The 17975-nt window shown below is 70.2% G+C and carries 12 protein-coding genes; 4 read left to right on the forward strand and 8 right to left on the reverse strand.

Features of this window, described 5'->3' with window-relative positions; translation table 11 throughout:
- The first annotated feature begins 57 nt into the window (after positions 1-57).
- Both ABCR83_RS15490 and ABCR83_RS15495 read left to right on the forward strand, forming a co-directional pair.
- Positions 58-822: a LysR family substrate-binding domain-containing protein gene (locus ABCR83_RS15490; RefSeq protein WP_462695578.1), complete on the forward strand. Its 765-nt coding sequence runs from the start codon at positions 58-60 to the stop codon at positions 820-822.
- Positions 823-881: 59 nt separating this feature from the next.
- Positions 882-1103, forward strand: coding sequence for a hypothetical protein (locus tag ABCR83_RS15495; RefSeq protein ID WP_462695579.1), 222 nt, complete (start codon positions 882-884; stop codon positions 1101-1103).
- 18 nt (positions 1104-1121) lie between these two features.
- On the opposite strand, the gene ABCR83_RS15500 is transcribed toward ABCR83_RS15495, so the two are convergent.
- Together ABCR83_RS15500 and ABCR83_RS15505 are read right to left on the reverse strand one after the other, a co-directional pair.
- Positions 1122-2726 carry an L-lactate permease gene (locus tag ABCR83_RS15500; protein ID WP_462695580.1) on the reverse strand — a complete coding sequence of 535 codons (1605 nt, stop codon included), beginning with the start codon at positions 2724-2726 and terminating at the stop codon, positions 1122-1124.
- A 158-nt stretch (positions 2727-2884) separates the two neighbouring features.
- Positions 2885-3628: an IclR family transcriptional regulator gene (locus ABCR83_RS15505; RefSeq protein WP_462695581.1), complete on the reverse strand. Its 744-nt coding sequence runs from the start codon at positions 3626-3628 to the stop codon at positions 2885-2887.
- Between the two features lie 97 nt (positions 3629-3725).
- Here ABCR83_RS15505 and ABCR83_RS15510 point away from each other — a divergent pair, with 97 nt between their 5' ends.
- Positions 3726-4892, forward strand: coding sequence for a pyridoxal-phosphate-dependent aminotransferase family protein (locus tag ABCR83_RS15510; protein WP_462695591.1), 1167 nt, complete (start codon positions 3726-3728; stop codon positions 4890-4892).
- Between the two features lie 35 nt (positions 4893-4927).
- Complete coding sequence (locus tag ABCR83_RS15515) at positions 4928-7855, forward strand: FAD-binding and (Fe-S)-binding domain-containing protein (protein WP_462695582.1); 2928 nt, start codon at positions 4928-4930, stop codon at positions 7853-7855.
- A gap of 238 nt (positions 7856-8093) precedes the next feature.
- On the opposite strand, the gene ABCR83_RS15520 is transcribed toward ABCR83_RS15515, so the two are convergent.
- The 6 genes from ABCR83_RS15520 to ABCR83_RS15545 all read right to left on the reverse strand — a co-directional run.
- Positions 8094-9140 carry a methyltransferase gene (locus tag ABCR83_RS15520; protein WP_462695583.1) on the reverse strand — a complete coding sequence of 349 codons (1047 nt, stop codon included), beginning with the start codon at positions 9138-9140 and terminating at the stop codon, positions 8094-8096.
- 34 nt (positions 9141-9174) lie between these two features.
- The gene (locus ABCR83_RS15525) at positions 9175-9372 is read right to left on the reverse strand and encodes an MbtH family protein (protein WP_462695584.1); all 198 of its coding nucleotides are present in this window, start codon (positions 9370-9372) and stop codon (positions 9175-9177) included.
- A 26-nt stretch (positions 9373-9398) separates the two neighbouring features.
- Positions 9399-11762 (reverse strand): M20/M25/M40 family metallo-hydrolase, encoded by a 2364-nt coding sequence (locus tag ABCR83_RS15530; protein ID WP_462695585.1) that lies wholly within the window; start codon positions 11760-11762, stop codon positions 9399-9401.
- 41 nt (positions 11763-11803) lie between these two features.
- Positions 11804-12847 (reverse strand): hypothetical protein, encoded by a 1044-nt coding sequence (locus ABCR83_RS15535; protein WP_462695586.1) that lies wholly within the window; start codon positions 12845-12847, stop codon positions 11804-11806.
- Positions 12848-12891: 44 nt separating this feature from the next.
- The gene (locus ABCR83_RS15540) at positions 12892-17364 is read right to left on the reverse strand and encodes an amino acid adenylation domain-containing protein (protein WP_462695587.1); all 4473 of its coding nucleotides are present in this window, start codon (positions 17362-17364) and stop codon (positions 12892-12894) included.
- Positions 17349-17975, reverse strand: a 627-nt coding sequence (locus ABCR83_RS15545; protein WP_462695588.1) for a phosphopantetheine-binding protein, incomplete at its 5' end; no start/stop codon positions are given. The genes ABCR83_RS15540 and ABCR83_RS15545, both read right to left, overlap by 16 nt.

Consider the following 17975-nt stretch of genomic DNA (forward strand, 5'->3'; position numbering starts at 1 on the left):
CAAGGGTATATCGAGCGTGCGTGCGCCACCGCCGGCCGTGACCGGTAGCCTGGCGGAGTGACAGGCTCGGAAGTATCCCCTTTGTTCCGGCTCGCCTATGTCCCGGGGGTGACGCCCACCAAGTGGGTGCGGATCTGGAACGAGCGGCTGCCCGAAGTCCCGCTGACCCTCGTCACGGTGCCCGCCGCCGGAGCGTGTGACCTGCTGCGGGGCGGCGGCGCCGACGCCGGTTTCGTACGGCTGCCGGTGGACCGGGCGGATCTCAGCGCGATCCCCCTCTACACCGAGACGACGGTGGTCGTGGTCCCGAAGGACCATGCCGTGGCGGCGGTCGACGAGGTGTCCGCCGAGGATCTCGCCGACGACATCGTGCTGCATCCCCTCGACGACGTCCTCGACTGGGAGTCCCGGCCGGGGCAGCCCGCGGTCGAGCGTCCCACCACGACGGCGGCCGCCGTCGAACTGGTGGCGGCGGGGGTGGGACTGCTGGTGGTTCCGCAGTCGCTCGCCCGCCTGCATCACCGCAAGGACCTCACCTACCGGCCGGTCCTGGGCGCCCCCGAGTCGCGCGTCGCCCTGTCCTGGCCGCAGGAGCGGACCACCGACCTGGTGGAGCAGTTCATCGGGATCGTCCGGGGGCGGACCGTCAACAGCTCACGCGGTCGCCCCCCGGCCCCGGCCCAGCCCAAGGGCAAGCGCCCCGACCCGGGCGGCGCCCAGCGGAAGCCCGCGGCCGGCAGAGCGGCCGGCAAGAGCCCTCGGAGCCGTTCCGGCGGTCCCAAGAGCGGCGGGCGCGGCAAGCCCCGGCGCCGGTCTCGATGACTATCGCCTTGCTCGCGGGCTGACCGATCATGCGTCCGCGGGCGCATACTGGCTGCACGATGACGAAACCATCCACGCCTCGGCGCCACCTGCCCACCAGTCCCTTCGAAGCCCCGGCCGCTCCGTCGGCCAAGCACTTCAGCCTGGGAGACCGGGTCTCACACGATCAGTACGGACTCGGCAAGATCATCGGGGTCGAGGACGGCATCGCGATGCTCGTCGACTTCGGCTCCCACCAGACCCGGATCATCAGCCCGTACAGCCGGATGAACCGGCTCTGACCCCCGGCGCCCCGGAGGTCAGCCGTCCGGGACCATCCAGCCCAGGGCCGGGGTGGACTGGAGCCAGGCCAGGAGGCACAGCACGGCGAGTACTCCGAGGCTCCAGCCGATGACCTTGCGGAGCAGTTCGCCCTCCCGTCCGGATATGCCCAGGGCGCTCGCCGCGATGACGAGGTTCTGCATGGCCGCCGCCTTGCCCTGGACTCCGCCCGTGCTGTTGGTGGCGGCCATCAGCAGTGGCGAGATGCCCGAGTGCCGGGCGGCGGAGACCTGCATTGCCCCGAACAGCGCGTTGGAGGAGGTGTCCGAGCCGGTCAGAGCCACTCCGAACCAGCCGAGGAAGCCGGAGAGCACCGCGAAGGCGCTGCCGATTCCGGCGAGCCAGGTGCCCAGCGAGAATGCCATCCCGGAGAGATTCATGACGTAGGAGAGGGCGAGGACACAGCTGATGGCGAGCGCCGCCCGGCGGAGCTGGTGCAGCGTCTCGCCATAGCAGCGCACGGCGCCGCGGGCGGGTACCCGCAGAATGACCGCCGTGAGTACGCCGGTGACCAGCAGCAGGGTGCCCGCGGCGCCGAACCAGCCAAAGTCGAAGGTGGCCACCGTGGCGGGACGGCCGGATGCATCGGTCACCCGCAGCCCCGGCCAAGTGAACGAGATGCTCTGGCGGTTGACGAACCGTGATACCGGGCCACGGTAGTACGCCAGGGCGAATAGCGCGGTGAGCACCGCGTAGGGGGAGAAGGCCCTGACGATCTCGCGCCAGGGGTCCGGCACCCGGGCCGGCGGCGGAACAGCGGCGCCGTCCGGACGCCGCGGGGCCCACCGGCGCAGGAGGAGGACCAGGGCGGCGGTCGAGGACAAGGCCGCGATGACATCGGTGAGCTGATAGGCGAAGTAGTTGGAGCACAGGAACTGGCCGGCGCCGAATCCCGCTCCCGCGGCCAGCGCGGCGGGCCAGGCTTCCCGCAGCCCCTTGCGGCCGTCCAGCATCAGCAGCAGCACCAAGGGCACCAGGGCCGCGATGATCGCGGACTGCCGGCCGACCATGGCACCGAGGTCGGCCGCGGGGCAGGAGGTGGCCTTGGACAGCGCCTGGATGGGATTGCCCACCGAACCGAAGGCCGCGGGTGCGGTGTTGGCGAAGGTGGCGACCGTGGCGGCCTTCAACGGCGGCAGCCCGAGGGCCAGCAGCAGCAGTGAGGTGATCGCGATGGGAGTGCCGAACCCGGAGAGGGCCTCGACCAGGGCGCCGAAGCAGTAGGCGATCAGGATGGCCTGGACGCGGATGTCGTTCGACAGCGAGGAGAAGGCCCTGCCGACGATGTCGAAATGCCCGGTGGCACGCTGCAGTTTGTTGATCCATACGGCGTTGACCACGATCCAGACGATGGGGAACAGTCCGAAGGCCGCTCCCTCGGCCGCACCGTCGGCGACCTGGGACCAGGGCATCCGGTAGACGGTGACGGCGACCAGCGCGGCGGAGGCGAGCCCGCCGAGCGCGGCCCAGTGCGACTTGGCCCGTACGACGCCGAGCAGGGTCAGGAGCACCAGCAGGGGCAGGGCGGCGAGCAGTGCGGTGAGGGCCGGATGCCCAAGAGGGTCGGGAGCTTGGCGGTACACGGATGAGTCTCGCTTTCTCCGGCCCGTGGAGACCGGTGCAGGAGTGCTCCATCCGTCCATGAGCGAGCACGCGGAAATTCCGCGATCCGAAAGCTCATTTTCGGTATCCGGCAGCATGGGCGGCTCTCCCGCCGGCGTCAAGAGGTCCGGCCCGGCGGTCACCGGTGCGACAGGGCGGCACCGAGCGTCTTCGCCGCCTCCACGGCCAGGGCGCCGAACGCCGAACGCGAGGCATCGGTCATCCGGCTGGTGGGCACATTGACGCTGAGGCCGGCCACCGGCAGTCCGGAATCCGCCACGACCGCCGCCGCGACCGCCGACACATCGCTGCGCCACTCCCCGCTGTTGACCGCGTAGCCCCGTGCCCGGGTGACGGCCAGTTCGGCCCGCAGCCGCTGTGGATCGGTGATCGTGCTGTCGGTGAACCGTGGCAGCCCCTGGGCGATATACCGCTCGACCGCCTCGGCCGGGCCGGCGGCCAGCACGGCCTTGCCGTTCGAGGAGGCGTGCAGGGGGAGATTCTGGCCCAACGGCAGGACGATGCGTACGGGTTGGGTGGTCTCCAGCCGTTCGATCAGCACGGCCCTGCCTCCCTCCGGCACCGCCAGATGGACCGTCTCATCGGTTTGCCGGCGCAGTTCCTCCATCACCGGAACGGCGACGTCCCGCAGCCCCAGCTCACTGGTGGCCTGCCGCCCCACATGCAGCGCCTTGGTGGTGACCACCCACCGGGTGGCGCCATCGCCGGCGGGGCGGATCCAGCCGGCGGTGTGCAGGGTGACCAGCGTGCGCTGCACCGAACTCTTGGGCAGCCGCAGGGCCTTGGCCAGGTCCGTGACGCCGACCGGCTGCCGGGTGGCGACCTCCTCCAGGGCCCGGAGCGCATTGAGGACGTTCTGCATCCATTGACTCCTTCCGCAGCGGGACCCTAAGCTCCCGCATGCCATATCACGGTACGTCGTTCCGTAACACGGCACAATACTCCGGGAGTTGATCGCTGTGCCCTCCCGCATCGGACGCCATTACCTCCAGATCCCCGGCCCCACCAACATCCCCGACCCGGTGCTGCGCGCCATGGCGGCTCCCACGATCGACCACCGGGGTCCGCAGTTCGCCGAACTGACACTGCATCTGCTTGCCGCGCTCAAGCCGGTGTTCGGCACCACGGACCCGGTCGTGATCTATCCCTCCTCCGGCACCGGCGCCTGGGAGGCGGCCCTGGTCAACACCCTGAGCCCCGGTGACCGGGTGCTCTTCTTCGAAACCGGCCACTTCGCCACGCTCTGGCGGCAGATGGCCCGGGCGCTCGGCCTCGATGTGGTCTTCCTCCCGGGCGACTGGCGGCACGGCGCCGACCCGGCGGCCCTCCACCGTGAACTGGAGGCCGACACCGAGCAGTTGGTCAGGGCGGTGTGTGTCGTCCACAACGAGACCTCGACCGGGGTGACCAGCCGCATCCCCGAGCTGCGCCGGGCCATGGATGCCGTCGGCCATCCGGCGCTGCTGCTCGTCGACACGATCTCCTCCCTGGGCTCCATCGACTACCGCCATGACGCATGGGGCGTCGACGTGACCGTGGCCGGATCGCAGAAGGGACTGATGCTGCCGCCCGGGCTGGGTTTCAACGCCGTCAGCGCCAAGGCCCTGGCGGCGGCCCGCACTTCCCGGCTGCCGAAGTCCTTCTGGAGCTGGGCCCCGGTCATCGAGGCCAACCGGCGCGGCTTCTTCCCGTACACCCCGGCCACCAATCTGCTCTACGGCCTGGCGGAGTCCCTGCGTCTGCTCGAGGCCGAAGGGCTGCCGGGCGTCTTCGCCCGGCATGCCCGCCATGCCGCCGCCACCCGGGCGGCCGTGCGCGCCTGGGGACTTGAGGTGCTGTGTGCCGACGAACGCGAGCACTCCGGCTCGCTCACCGCCGTCCTGCTGCCCGACGGCCAGGACGCCGACCGGGTCCGCGAAATCGTTCTCGACCGGTTCGGCATGTCCCTGGGGGCGGGCCTGGGCAGACTCGGCGGACGCGTGCTGCGGATCGGTCATCTGGGCCAGCTGGGCGACCTGACGCTCGCCGGGACCCTGGCCGGCGTCCAGCTGGGCCTCCAACTGGCCGGCGTCCCGGTCCGGCCGGCCGGTCTCGACGCGGCCCTGGAACTGCTGCGCACGCCATGACCGGCCACCCACTCCGACACCGTGGAGACGCGGACATGACGACCAACCAGTCCACCCACCCCGCGGCGGAGTCCGCCTCCGCACTGGCCGCCCGGCTGCGGCGCGACCTGGCGGGCGAGGTCCGATTCGACGACTACACCCGCCACTTGTTCTCCCGGGACGCCAGCATGTACGCGGTCACGCCGCTCGGTGTGGTCTTCCCCCGCCACCCCGATGACGTCCAGGCCGCGGTGGCCGCGGCCGCCGAATACGGGGTGCCCCTGGTGCCCCGCGGAGCGGGCACCAGCCTCGCCGGGCAGACCGTCGGCCCCGGCCTCGTCCTGGACCTGTCCCGGCATCTGAACCGCGTCCTGGAGATCGACTCCGGGACGCATACCGCCCTGGTGGAGGCCGGGGTGGTGCAGGACCAGCTCAACCGGGCGGCCGCACCGGCCGGGTTGATGTTCGGCCCGGACACCTCCACCAGCAACCGGGCCACCATCGGCGGCATGATCGGCAACAACTCCGCCGGCAGCGGATCCCTGCGGTACGGCATGACCATCGACCATGTCCGGGCGCTGGACGTGGTGCTCTCCGACGCGACCCGGGTCCGGCTGGCACCGCTCTCCGAGACCGAGCGCGAGCGCCGCGCCGCCCCGCCGACCCTCGACGGGCGCATTCACCGTGAGCTCCCCGGGATCGTTGAGGCCCACGCCTCCGCCATCGCCGAGGACTTCCCCGCGTTCTGGCGCCGGGCCGGCGGCTACCGGCTGGACCGGCTCGCCCGCGACGGTGCCCCGTACGACCTCGCGAAGTTCGTCGTCGGTTCGGAGGGCACCCTGCTCATCACCACCCGGGCCGAAGTCGGCCTGGTGCCCGCACCGGCTCATACCGTGATCGCCGTCGGGCACTTCACCTCGGTGGCCGCTGCCATCGAGGCCACCGAGGACGCGTTGTCCTGCGACCCGGCCACGGTGGAGCTGATGGACCGCACGATCCTGGACCTATCCCGGCAGAAGATCGAATACGCCTCGCTGGGCACCCTGCTCGAAGGCGACCCGGACGCACTGCTCTTCGTCGGTTTCAGCGGTGACGAGGAGGGCGAACTGCTGGGTCGGCTGACCCGGCTCACCAGGCTCTGGGCCCGGCACGGCCACGGCTACCACACGCTGCACGCGGTGACCCCGGCCCAGCGGTCCGCGCTGCTCAGGGTTCGCAAGGCCGGGCTGGGCCTGCTGATGGCCGCCGGTGAGGGCACCCGCCGGCCGCTGGCCTTTGTGGAGGACACCGCCGTGCCTCCCGCCCGACTGGCCGACTACACCCGCCGGTTCCGGGGCATCCTGGACCGGCACGGCCTCACGGCCGGCTTCTATGGACACTGCTCGGTCGGCTGTCTGCACATCCGGCCCTTTGTCGACCTCGCCGACCCCGCCCAGGTGCGCACCATGCGGGCCGTTGCCGAGGAGGTCAAGGACCTGGTCCGCGAGTACGGCGGCGTCAACTCCAGTGAGCACGGTGACGGCCTGGCCCGCAGCGAGTTCAACCGCGAGGTCTTCGGCCCCCGGTTGTACGAGGCGATGCGCCGGGTCAAGCGGCTGTTCGACCCGGACAACCGGATGAACCCGGGCAAGATCGTGGACGCTCCGTCCATGACCGACAACCTGCGGGATGCGGCCCTCCCGCCCGCCGGGCCACTGCGCACCCGGCTCGCCTTCGAGGTGGTCGGCGGCATGCGCGGCGCCGCGGACCGCTGTATGAACATCGGCCTCTGCCGCAAGAACGGCAGCGGCGCCATGTGCCCGTCCTACATGGCGACCCGCGATGAACAGGACTCCACCCGCGGCCGCGCGGCCGCCCTGGTCAAAGCCCTTTCCGAGCCGGATCCCCGGCATGCCCTCGGCGACGAACACCTGCACGAGATCCTCGACCTGTGCCTGATGTGCAAGGCGTGCAAGAGCGAATGCCCCCTCGGGGTGGATATGGCCTCCCTCAAGGCCGAGGCCCTCTCCCACCACCATGACCTGCACGGGATCCCCGTCAGATCCCGGATCTTCGCCTCGGTGCGCACCCTGAACCGGCTGGGTTCGGCCACCGCGCCGCTGTCCAACCTGCCCGGCCGCATCCGCCCCCTGCGACTGCTGCTGGACCGGCTGCTGGGCATCACCGCGGCCCGGCCGCTGCCCGTCTTCACCCGCCGCAACCTGCTGCGCTGGTTCCACCGGCGCCCGGCCGGGGCACACCCGGCGCCACGGGGCCAACTCACCTATCTCGCGGACTCGTTCACCACCTTCACCGAACCGGACATCGGCCGCGCGGCCATCGAGCTGCTGGAGCGGTGCGGGTGGCGGGTCAGGCTGGAGAGCGGCGGCTGCTGCGGCCGGGCCGCGTTCTCCAAGGGCCTGGTGGACGACGCCAAGGCCGAGTCCCTGGCCCTCGCCCGCTCCATCGCCGGGGCCACCGAGCCCGGTTCCCCCGTCGTCGGATGCGAGCCCTCGTGTCTGCTGACCCTGCGGGACGAACACCGGGCCATGCATCCGGACGACGCCACGGTCCAGGACATCGCCGGACGCGTACGCCAGGTCGAGGAACTCCTCCTCGAAGCCATCGACGACGGCCGGCTCCGGCTGCGCGAGGACTGCTGGCCCGCCGGACGCAGGCTGCTGTATCACGGCCACTGCCACCAGAAGGCCGAGCTCGGCACCCGGGCCACCGTCAGGCTGCTGGAGGCGATCCCCGGTACCGAGGTCATCGAACTGGACGCCGGCTGCTGCGGCATGGCCGGCTCCTTCGGCTTTGAGTCCGAGCACTACGAGGTCTCCATGACCGTGGGCAACGACCGCCTCTTCCCCGCGGTCGACGCCGAGCCCCGCGACACCGTGATCGTCGCCAGTGGAACCTCCTGCCGACAGCAGATCTTCCATGGCACCCGCCGAACGGCCTGGCACCCGGTCCAGCTCATCCGCGCGGCGGTACGGTCCGGCTGACCCTTCGCAGATCAGCCGACGGCGCCGCGCCGGTCTCCGTCCCGGCGGCGGTACTCGGCCGGACCCCCGCACCACAGCCGTGGGGGCCCCGGGGCGGACCACCCGGGCCCCCGCCCCGTCAACGCCGCCCGCCACCCCGGGGGGGTTGTGGGGGCCCCCGCGGGGGCGGTGAACCCGGGGGGGGGGCGGGGGGGGGGGCGAACAGGGTGTGGACACCGCGCACCTCGCCGGCCGTCGGTCACTTCGTTGCCGTGATGACTCCGTGCGGGGTCCACCCGTCGGATGCCGCGCGGGTGATCCTGCTCGCCTTGAACCCCGCTTCCCGGAGCCAGGATTCGTACTGGTGCCAGGCGTAGATCATGCCGCCCTCCGCGGGGAGCGACGCGAAGTAGACGCTGTCCAGCGCGGCCATCAACGGGCCGTCGCCGCCGTCGTCGGACATCGAGTTGAAGATGACGACCTGCCCGCCCTCCGGGAGCGCTTCATAGGCCCGCCGGAGGAGGTCGATGTTCTGCTCGGGCTCCCAGATGACGAGTTGGTGCGAGAAGAGCACGCAGTCCGCGCCGGCCGGCATCGGGTCGTGGAACATGTCGCACTCGTGCACGGTGATCCGGTCGGACAGCTCGTTGTCGGCGATCCGCCGTCGGGCGATGGGACCGGTGGCCGGGATCTCCAACACCGTGATCTCCAGCTGGGGGTGCGCCTTGGCCAGCGCGAGTGCGTTGACGGCGTCACCACCGCCCACGTCGATGACCTTCTTGAAGCTTCCGAAATCCACCTCGCCGAGCAGGAACGGGTTGGAGAGTTCCGACCAGGACCGCATATAGCGGTAGAACACCCGCTCCAGGTGTGGATTTTCTGAGAAGCGATGGTACAAGTCCCGCCCGACACCCCGTACTCGGCGCAGCCCGACGTTGGTGTTCTTCTGGAGCGACTCCACGAAGTCGGCCTGCGCTTCGTAGACGATGTACTGCTCGAACGCCACGACGGCGCTGAATATCTCCCACTGCTCCTCGGCGAAGATCTTGTCCAGTACCGGAGCGTTGCGGTAGCGCCCCTCACTGCATGCGGTCAGCTTCAGCGACGTGGTGCCCAGCAGCAGGACGTCGGTGGCTCGCTCGGCCAGTCCGAGTTCCCTGCCCACGTCGTCCCTGGTGAGGTTTGGTTTCCGGTGGAGGAGCTCGAACAGGCCCAGTTCGCAGCCGGCGTTGAGGTACTGGAAGGCGGCGTGTCCGAACAGGATCGGCGTCAGTCCGTCCATGTCGAGCTCGGTGCGCAAACTCATTGCGTTCCCTTCGGGTCGGCGATTGAGTGAAACGTCAGCGGACGGATTTCGGACGCATGTCCGTCCAGGTTTCGTCGATGTAGGAGAGGCATTCCTTGCGGGAGCCGGAGAATCCGGCGTCGCGCCATCCCGGGGCGTTTTCTCGATCGGCGGGCCAAATCGAGTACTGCTCTTCGGGATTGATGACCACCTTGCATATGGTAGTGGAATCCTCGTCCAGAAAACCACCCATGAGAACGCTCCTTTTCTGCAGGAAATTCAGTGGAATGCAAGGGAGTTGCTGACATAGGTCGAGTTGCACAGCAGCCCTTTGCCGAGCGCGGGGGCCGGCAGGGCCGGTGGAGGACCGGAGCCCGGCTCTTCCGGCAGCCCGGTGGTGCGGTCCGTCAGCCGGAGCCGGAACGGCCGACCGTGGGGAACGGTCAGTGTCAACGTCCTTCCGCCCGGCGGCAGCGCGTACAGCCACAGCGTCCAGTCCTGCCCCGGGGGGTCCGGACGGCACCTGCCCGCCACCCCGTCCACCGCATAGCCGAGGACGGCGGTGCCGGTCACCGAGACGAGCGCCTCCGGCGCGTCCCTGGCGGAGACCAGCCGCAGTTCGATCGTGCGCCGGTCCTCCCGCCGGTGCTCGCGGAGCACGGAGATCTCGGGTGTGGCCAGGGCGAGGGCGGGCGCCGGGACGGAGCGGAACCGCTGCCGGGAGCCGGGGAAGAGCTGCGGCAGGGTATCGCCGTGCCCCGCGGCCCCGGCCGTTCGCGGTGCGTCGTGGTCGTCCCCGGCCACCGCCGACACCGCGGTTCCGGTGTCGCCGGCCAGTGCGTAGAGCGCGGCGTGGAAGTGCTGTTGTGGCCGGCCGGCCCGGTTCGCCCACCGCGCCACGGCCAGGCACCCGGCGGCGAGCCCGGCGGCCGCCGCCGGCAACGGCCACCCCAGGGAGGTCGCCACCGTGCCGAGCGGGATCGTCAGCAGCCCGCACAGCAGCGACACCACCAGGCCCGGGACCACCGCCAGGCGCGCCGACAGCGCGGTGAAGGTCAGTGGCACCAGTGGACCGACCAAGAAGATCGGGACAAGGCACATCACGGAGAGCGCCGCGATCTCCGGCCAGGGCCCGTACCCCGTGCCGGTTGGTACGGTCAATCCGAGCGTGGCGCACAACAGGGGCCACAGCGGGAGGTAGGCGGCGGCGGGGAGCCACAGAGCGGTCAGCCAGCACAGGACCAGCCACCACAGAGAGGCGCCGACGGCCAGGTCGAGCGCCCCGAGAGGCGTGGCCGACAGGATGTCCAGCGCGGCGTGGGCGGCGACCACGCCCGCTGCGATGCCTGCCAGGTACGCCCTTCCGCCCCGGCCGACGTGTCCGTAGTAGGCGAACTCCGGGGCGCCGGATATCAGTGGGGATCCCCACCGGGGGACAAGCGCGACCAGCAGCCCGGCCGGCGCCGCCGAGGCCAGCGAACCGAGGGCGACGCGGCCCGGACTGAGCCAGGAGCCCGAAAGGCCGACTCCGACGGTGATCAGCCAGACGGCGGTGATCGCGACCGTCAGGCGGACCGCCCATCCCGCCGGGTAGTGGACGAGCCGACCGCCCGGGAGGCTGAAGAAGGTGGCGTTCGGCCGGCCGGTGGCCTCGGACAGGTCGGCCCTCCCCAGTCGGCGCGTCAGTCCGAGGGCGTACTCCCCGTGGTGTTGGAGGCTTCGGTGATCCACCGTTTCCGGGGTGTCCGTGGCGCTGTGATAGTGCGTGTATCCGTCGATGTAGGCGAAGTTGAACCCGGGGAGCCCGGCATCGGCGAACACGGTGAAGTCGGTCATATTGGGCAGCTTGCGGTAGACCTCCTGGAAGAGCGAGGACACATAGCCACGTCGTACGACCCCGCCGAGGAGACTCACCGTCCAGGCGTTGCCCGCTCCCGTCTCGAACATCAGCACAGGTCCCCGGCTGCCCCGCGCCTCGAAGTTGAGCACCACACCGATCCGGTCCCGCAAGGGGTGATGATCCAGGAAGGCGCGGGCACCGAGCTGGCCGACCTCCTCCGCGTCGGTGAAGAGGAACACAATGTCGTTGCGGAGTCGTTCGGACGGGTCCGACAGCACCCGCGCGACCTCCAACAGGGCCGCGACCGCCACACCGTTGTCGTTCGCGCCGGCACCGGTGGGCACCGAGTCGTAGTGCGCGACGAGCAGCACGGCAGGGCGCCGGTCCGAACCGGCCGAACCGGTCAGTACGCCCACCACATTGGCGATGTCACCGGCCAGCCGGTCCTGGGTTCCGGGGCGCATCCCCGGCAACTCGGCGGTCACGGTGGCCTGTTGGATGCCGGCCGTCAGTCCCAGACCGGTCAGCCGGGCGAGCAGCTGGTCACGCACCCGGTCGTGCTCGGCCGTGCCGGTGGGGTGCGGCGCCTTGGCGATCTCGTAAACGTGCGCCATGGCGCGCAGGGCCGAGAACAGCTCGGTGGGCGCCTCGGCGGGGACCGCGGCCGGCCGCCGCAGGACCGAGCCGGCCAGCGCGGCGGCGATCACCACAAAGAGCACCACCGCGCCAACGGCGGGCCAGTGGTCGGCCAGGGCGCCGACGGCCGGTGCTGCCGCCGGGATGTGGGTGGCCAGGGTCACCATCTCCTCATGCCGTACTGGGGGCTTCGTCGCTCACGCGGGTGTCAGGATTCGTCTGCGGGCCGTTGGACTCCCCTCACCAGCTGTGACCTGGAGCGTTTGAAGCGTTCCAGGGTGTCCACGGCCGAGGTGGCGGACCGGGTGGCCATGAGCACGCTCGGCTGATCGACTCCGACGAAGTGCGCGCAGACGTTCCGGTGCGCCTCATACGTCTGGGAGAGCGCGTCGAGGAATTGCCGGCGCTGTGTTTCCAGCCGGGGATCGAGGTCCATGAAGGCCGTCCGCGACCCAGCCAGGACCTTGATCAGGTATTCGTGGTCCCGCCACCGGAGACCGGTCATGTCCGGTGGCGCGATGGGCGGGAGGAGGGTGGGCCGTACCTGCTTCTCATACTCCGAGTACGGGAAGTCACCGGTGAACTGAAGGGCGGCCGCGGACCCCCACATGATCGTTGCGGCGGCGGACAGCGTGTGCCGGGCCTGTGGAATGTCCTGCCGCCGCAGCTCGTCCCGCAGCCGGTTGACGCTGATGACCAGACCTTGCACCAGCATCATGAAAATGTGGTGCCCGCGGGTCCAGCGTCGCAGGGCGTTGCCCCCGGTGACGGCCGGCCGGGGCCGGGAGGCGACCTCGATCGAGTCCACCGGCCCGGCCGGACTCCGGTCGTCGGACACCAGCTGGAACAGTTGCCAGAAGGCCAGGTGGAGGCGGCCCAGCGCATCCGGCGGGAGTTCGGTCCCGCTGGTGAACTCCTCCTCCAGCAGCGTGGTGTAGCCGCGCAGCATGGAGTGCCTGAGGATCCGGGGCACATCACCGGTCACCCGGACGATGCCGAATGCCCGGTCGTTGGCCCGGTTGCCGGCCGACTCCTCCCGGTCGTCGGTCACCACGGTGAAGTCGGCCGTGCCGAGGGCGTGTTCCCGCAGCTCGCCCAGGGCGAGCTCCAGGGTGCCCTCGTCCGCGCCGGTCAGGATGCGCTGGGTGAGCGCCGCCGTGGCGGCCCCGCCGACGCCGACTGCCCCGGTGTCCCGGGAGGTACCTGGCAGCTCCTGTGGGCGGAGCAGATAGAACGGCATGGACCGGGTCATATGCCCCTCCTCCGTATCGAGCAGCATGGGAAACGGGTGGCCGGTCACCCGGACCGGCGTTCGCCCAGGGCCTGTGGTGACTCCAGATGGCCTTGACCGACCAGGTAGCGCAGCACGAGGTGCGCCTGTTTCTCTCCCGCCGGCGGGCACTCGATCCCGCTGCCCTCCAGCGCGTGCAGGGTGTTCTTGCACTCCAGCGTCGGCTGGACCTGGTCGATGAGCTCCGGATCGAGTGACTCCTGCGGTTCCGCCTCCGCGTCGCGGATCAGCGGGACCATGGAGTACAGCGGGTGCCCCGGCTTGACCAGGAGGGCCTGCTCCCGGGCCGCCTCGAAGGGGACGATGGAGAAGTCGTAGCCGAAGGTCCTGATCCAGTCGCAGAACCGCCGGATGCTCACCGGCGCCGGGTTGAACAGATGGAAGAAGTCGCCCATGACGTCCCCGCGCAGCGAGATGTGCACGATCGCCCGTGCCACGTAGTCGACGGGGACGGCGTCCAGGATGCGCGGGTAGTCGGGCACCAGACCCATCGCCACAAAGCCCCGGAACGACACCACGAGGTAGTCCTCGGGCTGGGTGGCACCGGTTGTGGTGTGACCGAGGATGAGCCCGGGGCGGTAGATGTTGACGGGGAGGCCGCGCTTGCGGGCGATGTTTGCGATCTTCTCCGCCACCCATTTGCTGCCGGTGTAGCCCCCGGGGTCGTCGCTCGGTGTCTCCAGGGCCGTCTCGTCCTCCAGCAACGGACGTGGCAAGTGCCCGGCCAGCACCACGTCGGCCGTGGACACATGGTGGAATGCCTTCAGCCGCCGGGTACAGGCCAGTCGCAACAGCTCCTGGGTGCCGCCCACGTTCGGCTTGCGCAGCGCCGAGTACGGGTAGACGAAGTTGACGGTGGCCCCGCTGTGGTAAATCGCGTCGATCGTGCCCGCCAGCCCGTCCCAGGTCTGCTCGGACAGGCCGAGCCGCGGCCGTCCGAGGTCTCCGGCCAGTGGCCTGATGCGTGCGGTATAGGCATCGTCCCAGATCAGGTATGCGCGCATGGTCGTGCGCAGCCGGTCGAGGGCGTGCTCACCGTCCTTCGCCCGCACCAGGCAGTACACATCGGCCCGGGTGCGTTTGAGCAGTTCCTCGAGCAGGAAGGCGCCGAGGTAGCCGGTGGCACCGGTGAGCAGCACCGCGCCCGGATCCAGGTAGTCCGCCGTCGGCAGATTCCCGGGGACGATGTCCTCGGCCAGCACCGCGTCGTCCACCAGCTGCTTCATGTGCTGGTTGGTCAGTGCGGTTCTGACGCCCTCATGCTGGTATCCCCGCACGGTCTCGGCGACGCCTTCCACCGTCGGCACCTTGAACAGCTGGTGGACCGGCAGCTCGGTCTCGAAGCGGTGCAGCAGCTGGGAGGCCAGCCTCGCGAGCACCAGCGAGGAGCCCCCGAGCTCGAAGAAGTCCTGGGTGACGCCGACCCGTTCGACCTTGAGTGCCTTGGCGAACAGCTCCGCGATTTCGGCTTCCAGCGCGGTGCGCGGCTCGACGAAGCCGTCTTGACCGGGCAGCCACGCGCCCGGGGCCGGCAGGGCTTTGCGGTCGATCTTCCCGTTCGGCGTTTTCGGGAAGTCGTCGAGGACGACGATGACCGAGGGGACCATGTACGACGGCAGGAACTCTGCCAGGAACGCCTGGAGTTCCCGCGGTTGCAGGGTGCCGTGCTCCGTCCGGGCCACGTATCCGACCAGGACCCGGTCGCCGGGGGAGTCCTCCCGGGCGAGTGCCACGGCCTCGCGCACTTCCGCGTGCTGGGTCAGTGCCGCCTCGACCTCGCCGAGCTCGATGCGGTAGCCGCGGACCTTCACCTGGTTGTCGGCGCGGCCGAGGAATTCGACGGCCCCGTCGGCCCTGAACCGCCCGAGATCCCCGGTGCGGTAGAGGCGGCCGCCGGGAGCGGTGCCGAACGGGTCGGGGATGAACCGGTCGGCCGTCAGTCCCGGGCGCCGGTGGTAGCCCCTGGCCAGTCCGACGCCGCCGACGCAGATGTGTCCCGGGACACCGATCGGGACTGGTTGCCCGTTGTCGTCCAGCAGATAGGTCGTGAGGTTGGCCACCGGCCGGCCGATGGGCGCCGCCTCGGGCCTTTCCGATCGTTCGCACACCCATGCGGTCGAGTCGACCGTGGTCTCGGTCGGTCCATAGAAGTTGACCAGCTCGGCGCCCAGGCGCCTGAAGATGCTGCGCTGCAGGCCGCCGGTCAGGGCCTCCGCACCGCTCTGCACATAGCGGATGCTGGTGCACTCACTGATCCCCGGCTCTTCCATGAGCACCGCGTTCAACGAGGGAACGGCGGCGTAGAGGGTGATCCGCTCGTCCTTGAGCAGCCGTACCAGTGCTTTGCTGTCGTACTTCTGACCGGGTGGGGTGATGACCACGCGCGCTCCCGACAGCAGTGGCCAGAAGGCCGCCCAGAGCGAGGGGTCGAAGCTGAACGAGTGGTTCTGGAGCACCCGGTCCTCAGCGGTCAGCGGCCAGTGCCGCTGGCGCCAGGTCAGGTTGTTCACCGCGCCGCGGTGGGTGAGCATGACGCCCTTGGGCCTGCCCGTGGACCCCGAGGTGTAGATCAGGTAGGCGAGGTTGCCGGGGCCCGCGAGCGGTTCGGGGTTGTGCCGGGGGCACCGGGCCACCGCCTCCCAGCCCTCGTCGACGAGCAGCCGTTCGGCGTTGCCCGCCAGCCCCTCGCCGAGTTCCCGCTGGGTGATCAGGAGGTGGGCGTCGCTGTCCGCGAGCAGGTACTGGAGTCTCTCCGCGGGGTACTCGGGGTCGAGCGGCACATATGCACCGCCGGCCTTCAGCACGGCGAGCATGGTCACGATCATTTCCACGGAGCGTTCGAGGCAGATGGCCACCCGGGACTCCCGGGTCACACCCCGGTCACGCAGGTGATGGGCGAGCTGGTTGGCGCGTTCATCGAGGTCCCGGTAGGTGATGCTCGCTCCGCCACAGGTCACGGCGATCGCCCGTGGGGTGCGCGCTGTCTGTTCCTCCACCAGCTGATGGATGCACAGGCCGGACGGAAATTCCTCCGTGGTCTCGTTCCAGTCCCCGACGACGAGGCGGTGTTCCTCAGGGGGCAGGAGCGGCAGTGCGGACAGGGCGCCCACGCCGTCCCGGGCTCCGCGCAGCAGGGTGACGAGGTGGGTGAGTTGCCGCTCCGCCGTGGACCGGTCGTAGAGGTCGCTGTTGTAGTCCAGCCGGAGCTCCACCCCGGTACCGCTCCCGGCCACGGTCAGGGCGAGGTCGACCGCGGTGTTGCCGACGGGCGGCAGCAGCGGTTTGATCTCCAGCCCGGGGGCCTCGAGGGTCCACCCGTCGTCCCGGTAGTGGTACATGGCCTGGAAGAAGGGCGTACGGCTGATGTCCCGTTGCTGGATCAGTTCGTCGACCAAGGTCCCGAACGGCACATCCCGGTGCCGGTCCGCGGCGACGCAGGCGGCGTGGATCTCGGTGAGAGCGGTGCCGAAGGCGGGGTCACGGCGCAGATCGCCGCGGATGACCACGGTGTTCCCGGCCGGGCCGACGAGGTGTCGCCAGTGCTCTCCGCGGACCGACAACCGGGTGCCCACCGAGACATCGGTCTGCCGGGCGTAGCGGGAGAGGAGGACCTGGAATCCGAGCAGGACCACCGTCCTCAGGTCGGTGTGCTGGTCCAGGGCCAGATCGTTCATGTCGTGCACCAGATCCGCCGGGAGCGTGGTCCGTACCGACCCGCAGCGGTAGGTCTTGGTGGCGGGGCGGCCGCGGTCGGACGGCAGCTGGAGCACGGGGGTGTCGGCGAGCCGTTCCTCCCAGTAGGACAACTGCTCGCGCATTTCCGGCGATCCGGCGGTCTCCTGGCGCCGACGGGCGTAGTCGGAGTACGGCGGTGCGGAGGGGGCCGGTATCCGGCCCTCGCCCCGGGTGAACGAGGCGTAGATCCCGGACAGTTCGCGGACGAGCAGGTCCGCGGTCCATTCATCGGCGATCAGCTCGTGCAGGCAGAGCAGGAGGACGTGTTCGTCGCCGCCCAGGTGCAGCAGGCGGGCCCGCGCCAGTGGTCCGTTGACGGGTTCGAAGGGCTGGTCCAGTTCCCTCTGCACGCTGTCCCGGAGGAAGTCGTCGGCGGCTGCCTCCGGGTCCGGGGACATCTCCACCAGGTTGAGCTCGGCGGCCTGGTGCACGACCCGCAGTGCCGGCCCTGACACCTCGGTGAAGGTGCTGCGCAGGACTTCATGACGATGTGTCAGTTCGGCCAGGCCCTGCTGCAGGGCGACCAGGTCGACCGTGCCGCGCAGCAGGTACGCATGGACGAGATGCGTCGGCATGCCGGGTTCCATCTGCATCAGCATCAGCAGCCGCCGCTGCTCGTGCGAGAGGCTGGTGGCGTTGTCCAGGTGCCGCTCGGAAAGCAGGCGGGACAGGATCTCTCGCCGCGCGGATGTGCTGTCGATCCGCTGCGGTCCGTTCGTTGGCTCGCCTATCGGCGTGGACACTGGTCCGCCTCCTTTGACGCATTGAGCGCGTGATCGTTCAGCAGGGCGTCGAGCTCGTCGTCGGTCATCTCGTTCAGCAGCGCACGCATCCGCTGGGCACTGTCCGCCGCGGCCGCGCCGCCGCGGCCGCGGTCGACGGTCGCTGCGAGGCCGGCCACGGTGGCGTCGAGGAACATCTCCTGAACGGGGACGGCGACCCTGAACTCCTTGCGCAACTCCTGGATCAGCCGGCCGGCCATCAGCGAATTCCCGCCGAGTTCGAAGAAGTTGTCGTGGATTCCTATCCGGTCGTGGTCCAGCAGGTCGGACCAGAGCGCCGCGATGCGCTTCTCGGTGCGGCCGCGAGGCGCCGTGTACTGCTGCCGGGTGGCGACGAGCAGCCGGTCCGGTGCGGGCAGCGCGGAGCGGTCGGTCTTGCCGTTCGGGCCGAGCGGCATCTTCTCGAGCAGGACGAAACCGGCCGGCACCATGAAGGCGGGCAGGCGGATCGTCAGGAAGTCCCGCAGCTCGCGGATCAGTTCATCCGGTTCACCGGCCCGGGCGGGTACGAGATAGCCGACCAGTTTTTGGTGGGTGTTTTGGCCGTGGGGTTGGACGATGGCGTCGTGGAT

The sequence above is a fragment of the Streptomyces xingningensis genome, assembly GCF_054957865.1.